Genomic DNA, 17,067 nt, shown 5'->3' with positions numbered 1-17,067 from the left:
GCTGCCTTCCTGCCTGCTGCAACGATAAGACGTCGAAGGTCCCACAGCACCCGGCCACCGTCCCGCCGGATTCCAGCTACTCCGAGATCTTCAGCCCGCCGACGAACGCCCGCCACTCCTCAGAGGCGACCAGCAACACCGGCCCAGGCGAATCCTTACTATCCCTCACCGCGACAACCCCAGAGAGATTCATCGCCACTTCCACGCAGGCCGCCCCATTAGACCCTGATCGAGAAGACTTCCGCCAGATCGCATCACCCAGGTTGGTCACTCCATGGCCTCCTTCACTCCGCCGAGGAAAGTGCGCCACCCATCGGAAGTGACGATGACCGAGGGACCACCCGGGTCTTTGCTGTCCCGCACCCCCACCACCCCAGGAAGGTTCGTCGCCACTTCCACGCACTGCCCGCCGCTCGACCCGGATCGAGAAGACTTTCGCCACACTGCACCGCTCAAATCCATTTTCCGATCGCCTCCTGGACCAGGTTGAGAGATACGTGCTTCGGGTGGGCATCAGCGCGGATGGCATCGTACCTATTGATGATCATCTCAACGACGTCCGGACTGCCTGAGATCTGACCCTGCGCTGAGGACTCCACATGCACGATAGTCCTGGATCCTGGGAGTTCCGCAACCGTGAAGGGGCTCATCAGCCCACAGGTAGAAAAGGCGGTGAAAGGCACAACCTGGATCTTCAGATGCGGGTGCTGTGCTACTTCCGCAAGGTATCCGAGCTGGTCCTGCATGATCTGTGAACTGCCGACCGACCGGTGCAGAACCCCTTCGTCGATCACCGCCCAGATCAGCGGCGGCTTGTCCCGGGAGAGGATCGCCTTTCGCCGAGTGCGCGCCGCGAGCCGCTGTTCCACCTGTTCCGGTGTGGTGCCCGGCTCTCCCGAGAGAACCCGACGCGCATAGGCATCGGTCTGGAGAATACCGGGAATCAACAAGGGGTCCCAGCTCCGCAGTACGGTCGCCTCTTGCTCGACCTCAAGCCACTCGCGGAACCACCACGGAGCCCATTGCCTTTCTCGGTCCACCATGGCCCAAAGCTCCGTGAGAGTGCCGTCAAGGCCGAAAACCTGATCACAGCGCTCAGCGAAGGCCCTTTCCGGCTTGCGAGCCGCACGCTCGACCATGCCGACCATACTTGTCGAAAATAGGATCCTCTTCGCTAACTGGCGTTGCGTAAGCCTGGCTGCCATGCGATGGCAGCGCAGCTCGAATCCGAACTTGGCCAGTGGTGAGACCTCTGGATTCAGCTCGACCGGCTGAGGCACGCACCCTCCCTGTAACCCATGAGCGACATGGCACGACCCCGCACCAAAGAGTGTGTTCGGCGTGTTACCAATCAACTCCAAAGCGTAGTGGAAATTGGTCAAGCTGGGGAGACCAAGCCCTCTTTAGTGGGCAACACCCTGCGGGTCGATAGCACCCTCAAAGTGATCTTGCGTGTCACCCCTCCGGTGACGACGAGACGAGGACGAAATGGCGACGGACAATCTATTGGGGTCGTTGGAGCTGGTCGGGGCGGAGTCCTCGGTGGCGGGGGTGCGGGCGTTCGTGCGGGGGACGCTGGGCATGGGGCACCCCGCCCTGGACGACGTGACGCTCCTGGTTTCGGAGTTGACGACCAATGCCGTGCTGCACTCGGACTCGCGAGACGGCGGGCCGGTGAGCGTCACGCTGCTGGAATGCGATCAGGCCATCCGGGTGATCGTGAGGGACGCCGGTTCCGGCTCCCGGCCGCGCGTCTCGGGTGACCTCTGCGGCGAGGGCGGTCGCGGTCTGTTCCTCGTCGAGGAGCTCTCCCAGTGCTGGGGGGTCGACGAGGACGGGACCGGCCGGGCCGTCTGGTGCGAGGTCAAAGTGTGATCACCTACGAACCGACGGGCAGGGAGCGAAACAGAACGATCACGGTGTCAGACGTTCGCGGCCCCGGCCGCTCGTTCCGTAGCCTTCACAGGTGGAACGGATTCTTGTGGCGGGCATCAGCGGGGCAGGGAAGACCACCATGGCGCGGGCCCTGTCGGCACGGCTTCGGCTGCCGTTCCACGAGATGGACTCCCTTCACTTCGCCGGTCCCGACTGGGCGACAAATCCCGACTTTCACCAGCAGATCGCGAAGATCGCTTCCACCCCCGGCTGGGTCTTCGACTCCTTCGGGTACCCCGAGGTCCGCGATCTGCTGTGGACGCGTGCCGACACCGTGGTCTGGCTCGACTATTCGCGAGCCGTGATCATGCCTCGCATCCTGCGCCGGTCGTTGCTCCGGACGCTGCGCCGTGAGCGGATCTTCGGCGGGAACGTCGAAACGTGGTCCGACTGGCTCAGCCGTGAGCATCCCGCGAGGTGGGCGTGGTCCCAGCACGCCGCCCGCCGTGCGGAGATCGGGCGACGCGCCCGCGACCCCCGCTTCGAACCGCTCCAGGTCATACGGTTCGCCTCGCCCCGAAAGGCCGACGAGTGGCTCCGGTCCAGGTGAACCGACCTCCCGGACCCACCTACCCTCCTGCCGGACGGACGGACGGACGGCCGCGGCTCGCGCGGTTCGTCGTCTCCGCGCCGCACGCTCGTCAGGACATGCCGACTTGACCTCAACGTTGGTTGAGGTTCAAGACTGATCTCCACGAGATCGGTCATCGTCGTACAAGGAGAGTGGCATGCGGGTGGCACAGGTGACGCGTTTCGGAGGGCCCGAGGTTCTGGAGACGGTCGAGGTGCCGGATCCGGTCGCCGGGCCGGGACAGGTCGTGATCGACGTCTCGGTCGCCGACACCCTGTTCGTCGAGACGCAGATCCGCATGGGCTGGGGACGGGATTTCTTCCCCGATGAGCCGCCGTACGTACCGGGCGGCGCGGTCGGCGGGCAGGTGCTGAGCGTCGGCGAGGGGGTGGATGGAAGCTGGGTCGGCCGCAGCGTCGTGGCGAGCACGGGCGGTGGCGGAGGCTACGCCGAGCAGGCGGTGGTGTCGGAGGAGGCGCTGATCCCGGTGCCCGAGGGACTGGGCCTGGCGGAGGCGGCCGGGCTGCTTCACGACGGGGTGACGGGCCTTGGCGTGTTCGAGAGCGCGGAGGTCGAGCCGGGCGAGTGGGTGCTGGTCACGGCGGCGGCCGGCGGCATGGGGATCCTGCTCGTCCAGCTCGCGCACGCGGCCGGCGCGCGGGTCGCCGCCGCCGCGCGCGGTGTGCGGAAGCTCGACCTGGCCCGTGAGCTGGGCGCCGAGATCGCGGTCGACTACACCGAACCGGGCTGGGCCGAGCGGGTGCGGGAGGCGACCGGTGGCGCGGGTCCCGACGTGGTCTTCGACGGCGCCGGAGGCGAGTCCGGCCTGGCCGCGTTCGAGATCACGGCGCGTGTGGGCCGGTTCTCCGCGCACGGCGCGCCCAGCGGCGGCTTCAGCCCGGTCGACCCCGAAGAGGCGCGGCGGCGCGAGATCACCCTGCGCGGAATCCAGCACGTCCAGTTCGCCCCCGGCGAGCACAAGCGGCTGGCCGAGCGCGCGCTGTCGGAGGCGGCCGCGGGGCGGGTCAAGCCGGTCATCGGCCAGACCTTCCCCCTCGACCGGGCCTCCGACGCGCACGCCGCGATCGAGTCCCGCGAGGTCATCGGAAAGACCCTGCTGCTGGTGTGACCCACTTGGCCCGGTCCGGCTCCGCCCCACCGCTGCTCTAGGGGGCGGAAGCCGCGCCCGCCTGGAGGGAATCCGGCCGCGCGTGGGGAGGCTCCGGATGGGTGGGGTGGCGTTCCGGGCGCAGATGCCGTACGAGGGCGAGGGCGCCGAGGACGCCGCCCACTCCGGTCAGTGCGATGGCGAGGTGCGCGGGGACCATCTCGGCGAGCAGCCCGGCCAGCGCGGCCCCCGTCCCCTGGCTCGTCATCTGTCCCGAGGTCAGCAGGCCGAACGCCTGGCCGCGCACGTCCTCGGGCACGGAGTCGACGAACCTGCGCTGAAGGCCGAGGTTGTATGCGAGGCAGAGCCCCGTCAGCACGGCGAGCGCGAGGCACCAGGCAAGGCCGGGCCGTACGGCGAACCCGATCATCGGCGCCCCGGCCGCCAGCGCGAGCGGGAAGGACAGGCGTTCGCGCCGCGCGGGGGCGGCGAACCGGCCCACGACGAAGTCCCCGACCGCCATCCCCGCCGCGAACGCGGCCAGGACCAGTCCGGCCTGGGACGGCGCCCCGCGCTCGCTGAGGTAGGGCACCACGACGGCCTCGGCGCCGGCCACGAACATCATCGGCACCCACGTCGCGAGCAGCAGCCCTCGGACGCGTCCGTCGGCGAGGAGCAGCCGGTTGACCCGCAGCGTCGCCCGCACGGGGTTCCTCGCCCGCACGACTTCCCTGGCCGACACGCGATCACGCGGCGCCTGCGCTCCGGACGGGCCGGCGTCGCGTACCAGGGACGCTCGCGCGGGGCGGTCGGGCAGGCCGAGCCGCAGGACGAGCGCGCCCGCGGCGGACAGGGCCGCGGTGATCAGCAGCGCTCCTCCCGGCCCGGCGACCGTGAGGACGGCGCCGCCCACCGCGAGGCCGCCGATCTGCGCCCCCGCCGAGGTGACCGTCAGGACGGACCTGCCGAGGACGAACGCGTCGCCCGGCAGCAGTTCGGGTAGCGTCGCGGTGCGCGCGGCCCCGAAGACCGGGCTCAGCGCCCCGGTGGCCACGACGAGGAGCAGCATCGCCCAGACCGGCAGCCCCGCGAACCCCAGGGCGAGGCAGACGGCGGCGCGGGCGAGCTCGCCCGCGATCATCAATCGCCGGGGGCGCAGGCGGTCGGCGAGCGAGAGCAGGAAGGTCCCACCGATGACGTACGGCAGGAAACCGCTCATATAGGCCAGCGCGGACAGTCCCGCCGAGCCCGTGCGCCCGTACACGAGCACGGAGAAGGCGAGCATCTTCACCGTGTCGCCCGCCACCAGCAGCGTGAAGCTGCCGAATAGCACGCGGAACTCCCGGACGGCGAACACCTCACCGAACCTCGCCTGACGCTCAGATCCCTCGCTCAACGGCCACCTCCCCCTTCCGGGGACGATGCTGCGCGAGGGGCCGGGGGCCTGGCTAAGCTTTCGGAAATAGACGAAAGGTGAGCGCATGCCACGGCTGATCCGCATCGAGGTCAGCCCGCAGGATGTCGTGGCCAGCCGGTTCGCCATCTCGCCGCTGATCGAAACCCTGCACGCCCTGTGGATCCTGTCGGGGATGCAGGAGGCAGGCGTCCACCGGCCGTGGGCCGAGCGGAGGCGGCGGGGGTACGGACGGCTGCTCCGGGAGATGCCCGGTCTCGCGGCCCTTGTGGCGCTGTTCCGGCTTGGCGACTACAACGCGGACTTCATCGCCCCGCCCCCCTCCGGGGTGAACGTCGCGTTCGCGGACGAGCTGACGGCGATGCGCGCCACGCCCCTCGCGCAGGCCCGTGACGAGATCGCCAGGAACCTGCGCGGCAGGCAGGCACCGCCTCCGGAGGTCATGGCCGTCCTCGACCGGCCAGACGTGGTCCAGGTGTTCGCGGACGTGCTGGAGGCCGTCTGGAAGGAGACCGTCGAGCCTGACTGGCCGCGCTTCCACGCGATCCTCGAACGCGACCTCGTGCGGCGCGCGGGACGCCTCGCGACCTACGGGTGGGCGGCGGCGCTCGACGACCTCAGCCCCCAGGTCCGCTGGCGTTCGGACGGCGGGTCAGGTCATGTCCAGGTGCGCATGACCGGGTCAGGGGAGAGCGAGACGCACCGGCTCGGCGGCCGGGGGCTGCTCCTCGTGCCGAGCGTCTTCTACCCGAGCAAAGTGGGGGTCTACCTGGAGGACGCGTGGCCGTACGCGATCGTCTACCCCGCCCGGGGGATCGCCGTGGACGACAGGCCCTCGAAGGGCCTCGCGCGGCTCATCGGGAAGACGCGGGCGACGATCCTGCTGCGGACCCCGGCCACCACGACCCAGCTCGCCGCGCTGCTGGAGCTGAGCGTCGGCGGGACCGGCGACCACGTGGCCGCGCTGCGCGAGGCCGGGCTGATCACCGGCACCCGGGTGGGCCGGTCGGTCCTCTACCACCGGACGCCACTCGGGGACGCCCTGGTCGACGGCGGCTGACCGGTCGTCCGGCGATCGGCGCGGCAGCCCCTCAGCCCCTCAGCCCCTCAGCCCCTACAAGAGCGTCAGCCCTTCAGCGCGCCCGCCATGAGGCCGCGCATGAAGAACCGTCCGAGCAGCACGTAGACGACCATGGTCGGGATCGAGGCGAGGATCGCCGCGGCCATCTGCTGGCTGTACGGGACGGTCTGCGCGCCGGCGATGTTGTTGAGCATCACGGTCGTCGGCCACGACGTCGGGCCGGTCAGGAACACCGCGAACAGGAAGTCGTTCCACATCGAGGTGAACTGCCAGATGATCACGACGGCGAACGCGGGCCCGGAGACCGGGATCACGATCGACCAGAAGCTCCGCAGCATCCCCGCGCCGTCGACCCGGGCCGCTTCCATCAGCTCGTCGGGGATCGTGACGTAGTAGTTGCGGAAGATCAGCGTGCAGATCGGGATGCCGTAGACCACGTGGGCGAGGATCAGCCCGGGGATGCCCCCGTACACGCCGAGGTCCACCATGAGCTGGACGAGCGGGATCATCACCCCCTGGTACGGGATGAACATGCCGAACAGGAACAGCGTGAACACCAGGTCGGCACCGGGGAAGCGCCACTTGGACAGGACGAACCCGTTCATCGCGCCCAGCGCGGCCGAGATGATCGACCCCGGGATCGCCAGCAGGAAGCTGTTGGCGATGCCCGGCCTCAGCTTGTCCCACGCCACCTGCCAGGCCTCGGTCGTCCAGATCTTCGGCAGGCTCCAGGCCTGGCTCGGGTCCGCCTCGGTCAGCGGCTTGAAGCTGGTGACCAGCAGCACGTAGATGGGGATCAGGAAGACCAGGACGAAGCCGATCAGCAGCACAAACCGCACGTAGACCGGCCAGCGCGCCTGCCGGGCGACGGGCGAAGCCTCGTGCCCGGCCCTGGGCGTGGCCTCGACGGCCGTGGTCATGATCGCTTCTCCCTACGGGCGTTCCAGACCAGGTACGGCACCACGAAGACGGCGACCGTCAGCACGATGTACGCGGCGATCGTCGCGCCCTTCGCCGGGTCGTGGGCGTCGAACACGGCGACCCACATGAAGACGGCGGGCACGTCGGTAATGATCTGCTTGCCGGACACCGAGACGATCAGGTCGAAGACCTTGAGCGAGATGTGCCCGAGGATGATCAGCGCGGACAGGGTGACCGGCCGCAGGGACGGGAAGACGATGTGCCGGTAGACCTGCCACTCCTTGCAGCCGTCCACCCGCGCGGCCTCGCGCAGCTCCTCGGGTACGCCGCGGAACCCGGCCAGGTACAGCGCCATGACATATCCCGACATCTGCCAGATCGCTGGGATGGCCATCGCGGCCATCCCCCAGTCCTGGCCCCGGTACCACTCGTTCTGCAGGAACCCGAGGCCGAGCCCGTCGAAGAGCCGGTTCAGCCCGACCGCCTGGGCGTCCTGCCCGCTGTTCATCAGCCAGCGCCACACGACTCCGGTCGCGACGAAGGAGATGGCCATGGGGAACAGGTAGATGGCCCGGAAGCCGCCCTCACCCCTGATCCCCTTCTCCATGAGGAAGGCGAGGAGCCAGCCGAGGACCAGCGCGCCACCCACGAAGACCAGCGTGAAGACGACCGCGTGCCGGACCGAGATGCCCCAGCGCTCCTGGTCCCAGATGGAGACGAAGTTCGTGAGGCCCACGAACTTCCCCTCGGAGATCTCGTCGTGCTGGTCGGTCATGGCCAGCTTGAAGTTCCAGCCGAGCATTCCGTACACGAAGACCGCTATCGCGATGATCGACGGCGTCACCAGGAGCAGCCCTGGCAGCCATCTCTTGACGCGGGACACACATACCCCCAGTGAAGGCCCGCGCCCGCCACGCGCGGGCGCGGGCCGCTACGAGATCAGCTCACTGATTGTTGGCCTTGGCGGCCTCGACCAGCGCCGCCTGCAGCTTGACCGGGTCCTTGCTCTGCAGGAACAGGCCGACCGCCTCGGTGATGGCCGTCTTCCAGGCGTCGTTGGCGACCACGCCGTGCTGGATCGAACCCGCCAGCTTGTCGTTCGCCCACTGGCCGAGGTCCCACTCCAGGTAGTCCTTGTAGAGGGCCTTGTCTGCGTCCTTGCGAGCCGGGATGGAGCCCTTCTTGGGGTTGAAGGCGTCCTGGCCCTCCTTGCTCGCGGCGACCTTGAGCCACGCGAGCGCGCCCTCCTTGTTCGGAGCGCCCTTCGGGAGGGTGAAGCTGTCGGACAGCCACAGGAAGGTGCCGTCGGTGCCCGGCGACGCCGCCCAGTCGAAGTCCTGCTTGGACGTCTTGCCGAGGCCGCCGTCCGGGGGGTTGTGAAAGTAGCCGTACGCCCAGTCGCCCATGATGTTGAAGGCGGCGGCGCCGTCGGCGACCTGCTTGGCGGCGGGCTGCCAGTCGTCCTGCGGAGCGCCGGTGAACGACATGATCGTGCCGAAGTCGTTGAGCGCCTTGGTGACGGCGGGGCCCGACCAGTCCGCGCCCTTGACCCACAGCGCGTTGTAGGCGTCGGTGCCGAGGGAGCCGAGCAGCACGCTCTCCAGCAGGTGGACGGCCGTCCACTCCGAGCCGATCGACAGCGGGATCTTCCCGGCCTTCTTGACGGCCTGGAGGTCGGTGATGAACTCCTCGATCGTCTTCGGCGCCCCGTCCACGCCCGCGTGCTTCAGGACCCCCGGGTTGAACCACAGGACGTTGGAGCGGTGGATGTTCACCGGCACCGAGTAGACGTTGCCCTCGTAGGTGATCTGGTCGACCAGTTGCTGCGGGAAGACGTCCTTGAGCTTGAGCTCGTCGTAGAGGGAGTTCAGCGGTTCGAGCTTGCCGCCCTTGATGTAACCCTGCAGCTCGGCGCCCGCGTGCCCCTGGAAGGTGTCCGGCGGCTGGTTGGCCTGGAGCTTGCTGGAGAGCAGCGCCCGCGCCTTGTCACCCGAGCCACCCGCGACGGCGGCGTCGAAGAACGTCAGGTTGGGGTTCTGCTTCTCGAAGATCTCCCGCATGGCCTTCAGGCCGTCGGCCTCGCCGGGGCCCGTCCACCAGGAAAAGACCTCGACCTGCTTCCTCGCCGTCTGCCCGCCGCCGGTGTCGCTCGCGCCACCACCACCGCCACAGGCGGAGAGGGAGAGAACGCCCGCCACGGTGACCGCGACGGCCGACATCCACCGTCGTCGCATTCTTTGGTCCCTTCAAGGTTCGATGGAGGCTGTCCACGTAAGCCCGCCCCCGTGTACCAGGCCGTTGGTGACAACGTTGTCAGTACGCAATCAAGCCACTTCTCACAGCAGATCGTCAAGGGTGTGCAAATAACGTCTCCGTATAGGGCAAAACTCCCCATCCTCAAAGCCTGGTGATCACCTTGCGGTCCCCGTCGACGAGGGCCGCGAGTGTGATTCCGAAGTCGTCGACGATGCTCCGCAGCTGGGGGCGGGTGAGGCCGGGGACCGCGACCACCGTCGCGCCGCGCATCAGAGCCAGGCTCACCAGCACGGGGACGTCGCACCCGCCGTCGAGCGGCCAGGCCACCAGCACGACGTCCGACGCGACGAGGTCGGCCGTACGGTCGAGCGTGCGCACGCCCGCGAGGAACTCCCGGTGGCTCAGCACACCTTGCGCCATCGCCACGGCCGGCTCGGTGGCGGGGACCGGCTGCGGCTCGGGCAGGTCGCCCAGGGCGAGCAGTTCGTCGAAGTCGACCGAGTCCGGAGTGGGGCCGAACGTCACGATCTGCCGTACCCGCGAGGTGTCGGCCGCCTCGCCCGCCGCCTCCACGAGTTCGGGAGTGGTGAACAGCAGGCGGACGTCGTGGTGGGTGAACAGCGCGGCCATCTCGGCGATGCCGCTGCTCACGCTCACGGGCAGGGCCACTCCCCCGGCGGCGATCACGCTGAGCAGGGCGATGATCTGCGCGGGCACCGTGTGGACGTAGACCCCGGAGACCTGCCCCGCCTTCATTCCGCGCTTGACCAGGCCGGCCGCCGCCCTCGTCACGGTGGCCGCCAGCCGCTGGTAGGTGTAGACCGCTCCCCCGGCGAGGTCGACCAGGGCGTGCCGGTCACCCCGTTCGCCGGCCCTGCCGAGCAGGGCACCGGTCACGGTGGCGGTCGCCGGGAAAGTGCTGGGCGTCATCTGGACGACGGTACGGGCTGCCGCGTCTCTACCGGATCCGCCAATGTGTGTAGATAACTGTGTAGCCGCGCCGTGGACCCCTACACATGCCCCCTGACCGGAGCCCGGCCGCAGCGAGGCGATCACCGACCCACGGGCCGCGCGGGGACGAGCTCGGGCCGGCGGCGTCCTGAGACGCCGTGACCCGAGCTCGCGGGCCGCGCACCCCCGGGCTCGGTCTCCACCCCTCCGAGGTGACCTCACCCGTCACGCGGGACACGCGGCGTTCCTGCGCGACCGGCCGGCGGCCTGTCCGCGCCGCTCCCACGAGCCCCCTGCCCGGGGTCACCGGAGGACGGCCGCCGCCGACCGATCAGGCCACCAACTTAAGCCGGAAGACCGGGCCTCGCCCATGGTCCACTCTGCGCATTCAGGAGGTGACCAGGAGCCCGCCCACCTATGTAAGGGCTCACGCCCGCCGGCCTTCGGTCAGTCGCGCCCGCCCGACCTGTGGGCGCCCCACTCGACCATCCAGGCGGCCACCTGGGTGCGCGAGGAGAAGCCGAGCTTGGCCAGCATGTTGGCCACGTGCCGGGCGACGGTCGCCGAGCTGATGACCAGCTCGGCCGCGATCGCGCGGTTGCTGAGCCCCTGGGCGATGAGCAGGGCGATCTCCTGCTCCCGCGCGGTGAGGGTGGTTCCCGGGGCGAGGGAGGCGGGCGGCTCGCCGGGCGTGGCGGGGGGAAGGGCGCCGGGCGCGGAAGGGCGATCGCCCTGGGCCGTGATCTCCAGGGCGTACGCCACCGCCTGCTCCACCGTCATCCCATGGCCCCGCGAGGCGAGGCCGACCGGCGCGCCCGGCCCGGCCAGGCGCGCCGGGCCGCCCTGCTCGGCGGACCCCACCGGCTGGTCGAGGAGGGCGAGCAGGATCAGGGCGAGCGCGTCGCCCGCCGGCCCCTGGGCGGCGCGGTAGGACGCGAGCCCGGCCTCCGCGTGCTCGCCCGCCTCGTCCAGCCGCCCCTGCATCAGGGCGAGCGTGCCTCGCAGGGCGAGAGCCCGCCCGCGCAGGGCGCCCGACATGTGCGGCGGGGCGGTGGCGAGCAGGCGCTCCAGCCACGCGCCGACCTGGAACTGGCACGGCCCATCGCCGATCACCACCCAGCGCAGGTTGACGATCAGGCGGATCGCCGGCTCGGGGTCGCCGGTCTCGATCGACCATCTGATGGCGCTTGCCAGGTCGGGCCTCAACCCTTCGAGCCGCCGCGACAGGCGCTCATCCGCCGGCCAGGGCGCCTTGCGGCCCGGCCTGATCGCCGCGTCGAACTCCTCGGCGACCTGGTGGACGTAGTCGCGGTGACGCCGCCGGAAGCGGTCTTCCTCCCCTGCCGAGCTCAGCCGCTCGGCGGCGTAGTCACGAATGGGGCGGAGCAGGCGGTAGCGGGCCTCGCCCGCCATCTCGCCGCCGGGAACCACCAGCGACCTGGAGATCAGGCCGCGCGTGTGCGCCGGCATGTCCTCCATCCAGAGGCCGCCCCCCGCGCAGACCCGCTCGGCCATGCGCGGCGTCCATCCGTCCCTGAAGACGGTGACCCGCCGGAGCAGCGCCTTTTCGGGGTCGCTGAGCAGGTGGTAGCTCCAGTCGATGGTGGCGGCCAGCACGCGGTCGCGCGAGAGCGAACCCTCGCGGACGGGCGGGCTCATCGCCCGGAAATGGCCGCTGATGCCCGCGACCGCCTCTTCGACGCCGAGTTTCGTGGTCGTGGCCGCCACCAGCTCGATCGCGAGCGGGATGCCGCCGAGGCGGCGGACCAGCGACGCGACGGCCGCGGCTCCGTCACGGACCCTTGAGTACCCGGCCCACGCCCCGGCCGCGCGGTCGGAGAAGAGGCGTACGGCCTCACAGGGCGCGAGGTCACCGGGAAAGCGGCCGTCGCCGCCTTCGGGAAGCGTCAGAGGGGGGACCCGCCAGGCCGTCTCGCGAGCGAGCCCGAGCGGCCGGCGGCTCGTGGCGAGGATCCTGGCTTCGGGACAGGCGGACAGCACCCGCCCGCACAACCGGGCGCAGTCGTCGGGCATGGAGTCGCACCCGTCGAGGACCAGGAGCACGCGGCGGGTGCCTATCGCCTCGACCAGGGCGTCCTCGACCGGCTGCGACCCCTTGGGCGAGACGCGGAGCACCACGGCGACACAGGCGGCGATCTCGTGCGGCTGGACGGCGCCGGCGAGCTCCACCAGCCGCACGCCATCGGGGAACCGCCACGCCACCTCGGCTCCGACCCTCAGCGCGAGGCGGGTCTTGCCGATGCCGCCGACGCCGCACAGCGTCACCACGCGGCTCACGGCGAGGAGGTGCGCCAACTCGTCCACATCGGAGTGTCGCCCCACAAAACTGGTGGGCTCCGGCGGAAAGTTGGTGGTGGCGGTCATACGCCTCGGGGGGCTGGGGGGCTGGCCATTGCGTAAGTGTTCCATCAAACAACGGAGCGCGCTCGGCTGATGACGCTATTCGCGTCACCCCTGGTGGAGGCGGCCAAATCTGCCGACAGAATCAGAACTCTTTGTAGACTTCTGCGGGCGATTGAAGTCGCCGGGGAATGCGTCCGGGCACTTTGTCCCATCCAGGCGCCCCAAGTCCCTTCGTCTACGCGGGAGCAGATCTGTCAAGGCGGCGGCGCGATCCCGGTCGGCGGCCACAGAATGTTAACTACTTTCTCGTTTTTCGACCTTCCGTATTTGTGATCTTATTGGCTACTCTGCTCTGATCACGCCGCATGGACGGCCTCGCCGAGCGGGCCGTACACGAGCCCTGGCACGTTCCCGTGTGAAGTGTGCTCCAGCGGGCAGATCGGACGAGCAACGACGGAGACCGACGGTGACGCGAGAACGAACCCCCGTTTTCCTTCCCCCGCCCGTCCCGGGACCGAGGAAATGTTCCACCTCAAATCAGCGTTACGGACCGCCCGTTCTGCACGAAGAGTGATCGACAAAGGCTGAAGCTGCGATCCGCGGTCACGGAAGGTAAGATTCCACGAGCACCGGCCTCCTGGACGACTTTCGGACCGGTAAGGCACCTCACGTCGGGAGACTCAGATGGAAACCGCCGACCTGGAAGACCTGAGCCTCGAACTCCTCCTCATCGCCGCCCTTCACGAGGAGGCCGAGCGCCTTGCCGCGCAGCTTCCCGAGCCCTCGATCGGCAAGATCGACTGGGCCAGGCCCTTTCGCCGCGGGTAGCCCTGTAATGAGCGGCTTCGCCGGGCACAAGCGGAGCAACCGAAGTAATTGCCACTTTCAACTTAAATGCCCACCTTTACGAGGACGGCTTTAAACTGTCGGTGCCGCCGGTCACACTGCGAGCATGGCCGACCTCCCCCCGGAAACCTCCTCCCCGGACGACTCCACCCCCAAGGGCTCGCCACCGGGCGCCTCCGCCGCCGATGACGCGCCGGCCGATCTCGGCGAGGTCACCTTCAGCGACTGGAACGCCCACATCGTCACGATGACCGGCGTTGGATTCCTCACGGTGGCGCGCAGGCTCCCCGCCCTCATCGGCCACGCCGTCCGCATGGCCTGGCAGGCGAGCCCGCGCGACACCGTGGCGACGATCTCCCTGAGCTTGCTGGGCGGCGTCTTCACCGCCTTCGGGCTGCTCGCCACGACGGGCGTGCTGCAGGCCCTGTTCTCCGCCGGCCCGACTCCCGACCGGGTCAAGGCCGCGCTGCCCAGCCTGCTGCTCGTCGGCGTGGCCGCCACCCTGCGCACGACCCTGCAGGCCGGGGCCGGGTGGGCGCAGTCCCGGCTGGAGCCACAGGTCGGCCGCATCGCCGAGAAGCAGTTGTACGACCTGACCAGCCGCGTCGACCTGATCTGCTTCGACGACCCCGACTTCCACGACTCGCTCCAGCGGGCCCGCATGCGCGGCGTCTCCATGGTCGACAGCGTGGTCAACTCGGCGATCGACCTGCTCACCGGGCTGATCGGCATCGGCGCCGCCGCCGGCGTGCTCGGCATCCTGCATCCCGTGCTGCTGCCCCTGCTCGTGCTGGCCGTCATCCCCGACGCCTGGGCCGCCGTCCGCGCGGCCCGCATGCGGTACACCACGATGTTCTCCCTGATCCCGGTCCGGCGGCGCAAGTGGATCCTGAGCGAGCTCATGGCCGACAGGGAGACCGCGGCAGAGGTCCGCTCGTTCACCATGCGGCGCTTCCTCATGCGGCTGTACGACGCGGTGGCGGGCGCCGAGCAGGACGTCGTGGTCGACCTCGCCCGGCGGCAGACCCTGGCGAGGATCGTCGGTGAGGCGCTCGGCGGCGTCGGCACCGCCGTCGTCTACGTCGCGCTCGGCGTCCTGCTCGCGATCGGCGCGGTCCCGCTGGCCGTGGCGGGCACCGCCGTCCTCGCCATCCGGTCGGGTCAAAGTTCCCTGTCCAGCCTGATGTACGCCACCAACCACCTGTACGAGGAGGGCCTCTACTTCACCGATTTCCTCGACTTCTGCGCCCAGGCCCGCGACCGCATGGGCCCGGCCCGGCCTCGCGGGGCGCCCTCGGCCTTCGAGCGGATCACGGTCGACGATGTGACCTTCAACTATCCGGGGAAGGAGGAGCCCGCCCTCGACCACGTGTCCATCCACATCGACAAGGGCGAGGTGGTCGCGCTCGTGGGCGAGAACGGCTCGGGCAAGACCACCCTGTCGAAGATCCTCGCCGGGCTGTACGACCCCGGGAGCGGGCACGTCCGGTGGGACGACGTCGACATCGCGGACGTCGACCAGGAGGAGCTCCGCCGGCACATCGCCGTCATCGCCCAAGACCACACCCGCTGGCCGCTGACGGCGAAGGACAACATCGCCATGGGCCTTGAGAAGGGCGAGGAGGCGTTGATCTCCTCGGCCGAGGTCGCGGGGGCCGACCAGGTGGTCGCCGAGCTGCCGCACGGCTACCGCACCCTGCTCGACCGCCGTTTCAAGGACGGGCACGAGCCCTCGGGCGGCCAGTGGCAGCGCATCGCCGTGGCCCGGGGCTTCTACCGCGACGCGCCGCTGCTGATCTGCGACGAGCCGACGGCCGCGCTGGACGCCCGCGCCGAGCACTCGCTGTTCGAGCGCATCCGCAGGCACGCCGACGGCCGCACCGTCCTGCTCATCACCCATCGTCTGGCGAGCGTGCGCTACGCCGATCGCATCTACGTCCTCGACCACGGCGAGGTGGTGGAGCAGGGCACCCACGACCAGCTCATGGTCCACGACGGCATCTACGCCGACCTCTACAACCTCCAGGCCAGCGCCTACAGCGCGAACGCCGGCGGGCCTCGCAGCGGAGGGCCTGGATCAGCGTCACCTTGGCCATGAGCGCGCAGCCCCCCGCCACCCGGCGGAGGGACCATGGGTGCGGGAGAGCGCCCTCGGCGCGGGGCCGATCAGCCCGGCTGGGGTTCCTCGACGCGTTCGCACGGGGACGGCGTCTCGGAGAGGGCCAGCACGTCGCGGTAGTAACCGATCTTGCGCCGGAGGGCCGCCTGCTTCTCCCGGAGCTGGGCGATCTGCGCCTCGACCTCGCGGTCATGCGCCTCCAGCAGCGTGACGCGGTCGTTGATGGTGTCGTCCCCCTTGCGGACGAGCTTGGCGAAGCGCAGCATCTCGGCGATGGGCATCCCGGTGTCGCGCAGGCACCTGACCATGCCGAGCCACCCGAGGTCCTCGTCGCTGAACCGCCTCTGGCCGGCGGCGTTCCGCTCGACCGGCTCAAGGAGGCCGATGCGCTCGTAGTAACGGAGGGTGTCCAGGCTGAACCCTGTCTCCTCGGCGGCCTGTCCCGGTGTGTAGACGCTCACGGCGTCGAGCATGACACCTGGAGTGGGCTCCAGGTCAAGGGTGTTGACCTGGAGCCCACTCCAGCGTGCAAGGTGTGCCGCATGACACACATCGCACTCGGGACCATTCCCTTCGGTACGACCGTCGACGAGGCGACGTCGTTCGCGATCCTGGACCGCTTCGTCGAGGCGGGCGGCACCTGCGCCCCCGGCCGGGCGTGCGGCTCCCCGAAGGCGGTCACGTGCAGGTCGGCGAGGAGATGCTCGACGCTGCGCGCCCGGCTCGACGATCCCGCCCTGGCCTGATCACCGCCTGGCCTGATCACCGCGCGGGCCGCCTCACAGTTCGGGCAGGTGGTCGGCCAGGTAGCGGCGGACCAGCCGCCTGCACTCGGCGATCAGGTCGGGATCGCCCTCGGGATGTGACCGGAAGGCGAGCTTCAGCACGGCGTCGGCCGCCTCCACGGCCACGATCAGCGCGCGGTCGAGACCGGGGCCGGTCGGCGCCCCCAGAAGTTCGATGGTGAGCGCGCGGAGCCGGTCGGCGACGATGACGTTGTTCTCCAGCGCGGCGTCCAGCAGGCGGTTGGTCCCCTTGAGCGGTGGCCCCTCGGGGGTCGGCAGCACCTCGCCGAAGTCGACGATGGCGAACCCCGGGGTGGTGCGCTTCATCGCCACGAACTCGTCCACCGCCAGGTCGACGGCGTCGGTCCAGTCAGAGACGCCGGCGGCGCCCAGCCGGGCGGTGAGCCGGGCGAGGAACGCGTCGAGGTTGCGCAGCGCGAGCGCCCGCACGAGCCCCTGCTTGTCGGGGAAGAACTGGTAGAACGTGCCAATCGGCACCTCTGCCCTGCGGGCCACTTCCTTGGTGGTCAGCGCGTCGTACCCCACCTCGTCGAGGAGCCGGGCGCATTCGTCCAGCATCCGCTCGACCCGCTCGACACTGCGGCGCTGAGCGGGACGGCGGCGGAGCGTCCCTGCGGAGACGTTCGTCATCCCCCCATCATCCTCCCGAATCGGTTTCCTGGGCTTAACATGAGTTTCACTCATATCACCGGAGG

General features: G+C 69.8%; 18 protein-coding genes. 7 read left to right on the top strand and 11 right to left on the bottom strand.

Annotation, left to right across the window (positions count from 1 at the left end):
- Positions 1–76: 76 nt before the first annotated feature.
- Genes AB0B89_RS05530 through AB0B89_RS05520 form a run of 3 tightly spaced genes read right to left on the bottom strand, consistent with a single transcriptional unit; the run spans position 77 to position 1,280 of the window.
- Entirely contained in the window at positions 77–271 is a 195-nt protein-coding gene (locus tag AB0B89_RS05530; RefSeq protein ID WP_358548542.1) for a DUF397 domain-containing protein, read from the bottom strand.
- A complete protein-coding gene (locus tag AB0B89_RS05525; protein ID WP_358548540.1) occupies positions 268–462 on the bottom strand; it encodes a DUF397 domain-containing protein in 195 nt (64 codons plus the stop codon). Before AB0B89_RS05525 ends, AB0B89_RS05530 begins: the two co-directional genes overlap by 4 nt.
- On the bottom strand, positions 453–1,280 hold the full coding sequence (locus AB0B89_RS05520) for a helix-turn-helix transcriptional regulator (protein ID WP_358548538.1): 828 nt from the start codon (positions 1,278–1,280) through the stop codon (positions 453–455). Before AB0B89_RS05520 ends, AB0B89_RS05525 begins: the two co-directional genes overlap by 10 nt.
- Positions 1,281–1,488: 208 nt before the next feature.
- On the opposite strand from AB0B89_RS05520, the gene AB0B89_RS05515 reads away from it, so the two are divergent.
- From AB0B89_RS05515 to AB0B89_RS05505, 3 genes are all read left to right on the top strand, one after another.
- The gene (locus AB0B89_RS05515; protein ID WP_358548535.1) at positions 1,489–1,875 is read left to right on the top strand and encodes an ATP-binding protein; all 387 of its coding nucleotides are present in this window, start codon (positions 1,489–1,491) and stop codon (positions 1,873–1,875) included.
- A 91-nt stretch (positions 1,876–1,966) separates the two neighbouring features.
- Positions 1,967–2,485, top strand: coding sequence for a hypothetical protein (locus tag AB0B89_RS05510; RefSeq protein ID WP_358548532.1), 519 nt, complete (start codon positions 1,967–1,969; stop codon positions 2,483–2,485).
- Positions 2,486–2,663: 178 nt separating this feature from the next.
- Complete coding sequence (locus AB0B89_RS05505; RefSeq protein WP_358548529.1) at positions 2,664–3,635, top strand: zinc-binding dehydrogenase; 972 nt, start codon at positions 2,664–2,666, stop codon at positions 3,633–3,635.
- 37 nt (positions 3,636–3,672) lie between these two features.
- Here the strand turns inward: AB0B89_RS05505 and AB0B89_RS05500 are convergent, their stop codons facing one another.
- Positions 3,673–5,010, bottom strand: a complete 1,338-nt coding sequence (locus AB0B89_RS05500) for an MFS transporter (RefSeq protein ID WP_358548527.1) — start codon at positions 5,008–5,010, stop codon at positions 3,673–3,675.
- A gap of 85 nt (positions 5,011–5,095) precedes the next feature.
- On the opposite strand from AB0B89_RS05500, the gene AB0B89_RS05495 reads away from it, so the two are divergent.
- Positions 5,096–6,088, top strand: coding sequence for a DUF5937 family protein (locus AB0B89_RS05495; RefSeq protein WP_358548524.1), 993 nt, complete (start codon positions 5,096–5,098; stop codon positions 6,086–6,088).
- A 65-nt stretch (positions 6,089–6,153) separates the two neighbouring features.
- Here the strand turns inward: AB0B89_RS05495 and AB0B89_RS05490 are convergent, their stop codons facing one another.
- The 5 genes from AB0B89_RS05490 to AB0B89_RS05470 form a co-directional block, all read right to left on the bottom strand.
- Positions 6,154–7,029 (bottom strand): carbohydrate ABC transporter permease, encoded by an 876-nt coding sequence (locus tag AB0B89_RS05490; RefSeq protein ID WP_358548522.1) that lies wholly within the window; start codon positions 7,027–7,029, stop codon positions 6,154–6,156.
- Entirely contained in the window at positions 7,026–7,913 is an 888-nt protein-coding gene (locus AB0B89_RS05485; protein WP_358548520.1) for a sugar ABC transporter permease, read from the bottom strand. Before AB0B89_RS05485 ends, AB0B89_RS05490 begins: the two co-directional genes overlap by 4 nt.
- Positions 7,914–7,974: 61 nt before the next feature.
- Positions 7,975–9,264 (bottom strand): extracellular solute-binding protein, encoded by a 1,290-nt coding sequence (locus tag AB0B89_RS05480; protein WP_358548518.1) that lies wholly within the window; start codon positions 9,262–9,264, stop codon positions 7,975–7,977.
- Positions 9,265–9,427: 163 nt separating this feature from the next.
- On the bottom strand, positions 9,428–10,216 hold the full coding sequence (locus tag AB0B89_RS05475) for an AMP-binding protein (protein ID WP_358548516.1): 789 nt from the start codon (positions 10,214–10,216) through the stop codon (positions 9,428–9,430).
- Positions 10,217–10,684: 468 nt separating this feature from the next.
- Positions 10,685–12,562 (bottom strand): LuxR C-terminal-related transcriptional regulator, encoded by a 1,878-nt coding sequence (locus tag AB0B89_RS05470; protein WP_358548514.1) that lies wholly within the window; start codon positions 12,560–12,562, stop codon positions 10,685–10,687.
- Between the two features lie 723 nt (positions 12,563–13,285).
- Between AB0B89_RS05470 and AB0B89_RS05465 the strand changes: the two genes are divergently transcribed.
- Positions 13,286–13,429 (top strand): hypothetical protein, encoded by a 144-nt coding sequence (locus AB0B89_RS05465; protein WP_358548512.1) that lies wholly within the window; start codon positions 13,286–13,288, stop codon positions 13,427–13,429.
- Positions 13,430–13,553: 124 nt separating this feature from the next.
- Entirely contained in the window at positions 13,554–15,545 is a 1,992-nt protein-coding gene (locus AB0B89_RS05460) for an ABC transporter ATP-binding protein (RefSeq protein WP_358548509.1), read from the top strand.
- A gap of 68 nt (positions 15,546–15,613) precedes the next feature.
- Here the strand turns inward: AB0B89_RS05460 and AB0B89_RS05455 are convergent, their stop codons facing one another.
- Positions 15,614–16,027: a MerR family transcriptional regulator gene (locus AB0B89_RS05455; protein WP_358548507.1), complete on the bottom strand. Its 414-nt coding sequence runs from the start codon at positions 16,025–16,027 to the stop codon at positions 15,614–15,616.
- Positions 16,028–16,108: 81 nt separating this feature from the next.
- On the opposite strand from AB0B89_RS05455, the gene AB0B89_RS05450 reads away from it, so the two are divergent.
- A complete protein-coding gene (locus tag AB0B89_RS05450) occupies positions 16,109–16,312 on the top strand; it encodes a hypothetical protein (protein ID WP_358548505.1) in 204 nt (67 codons plus the stop codon).
- Positions 16,313–16,345: 33 nt separating this feature from the next.
- Here the strand turns inward: AB0B89_RS05450 and AB0B89_RS05445 are convergent, their stop codons facing one another.
- A complete protein-coding gene (locus AB0B89_RS05445) occupies positions 16,346–17,002 on the bottom strand; it encodes a TetR/AcrR family transcriptional regulator (RefSeq protein WP_358548503.1) in 657 nt (218 codons plus the stop codon).
- Positions 17,003–17,067 lie beyond the last annotated feature (65 nt).

It is taken from the genome of Sphaerisporangium sp. NPDC049002, assembly GCF_040649355.1.
In the GTDB taxonomy this organism is placed as follows: domain Bacteria; phylum Actinomycetota; class Actinomycetes; order Streptosporangiales; family Streptosporangiaceae; genus Sphaerisporangium.
This window is presented reverse-complemented; position numbering and strand designations above follow the sequence as displayed.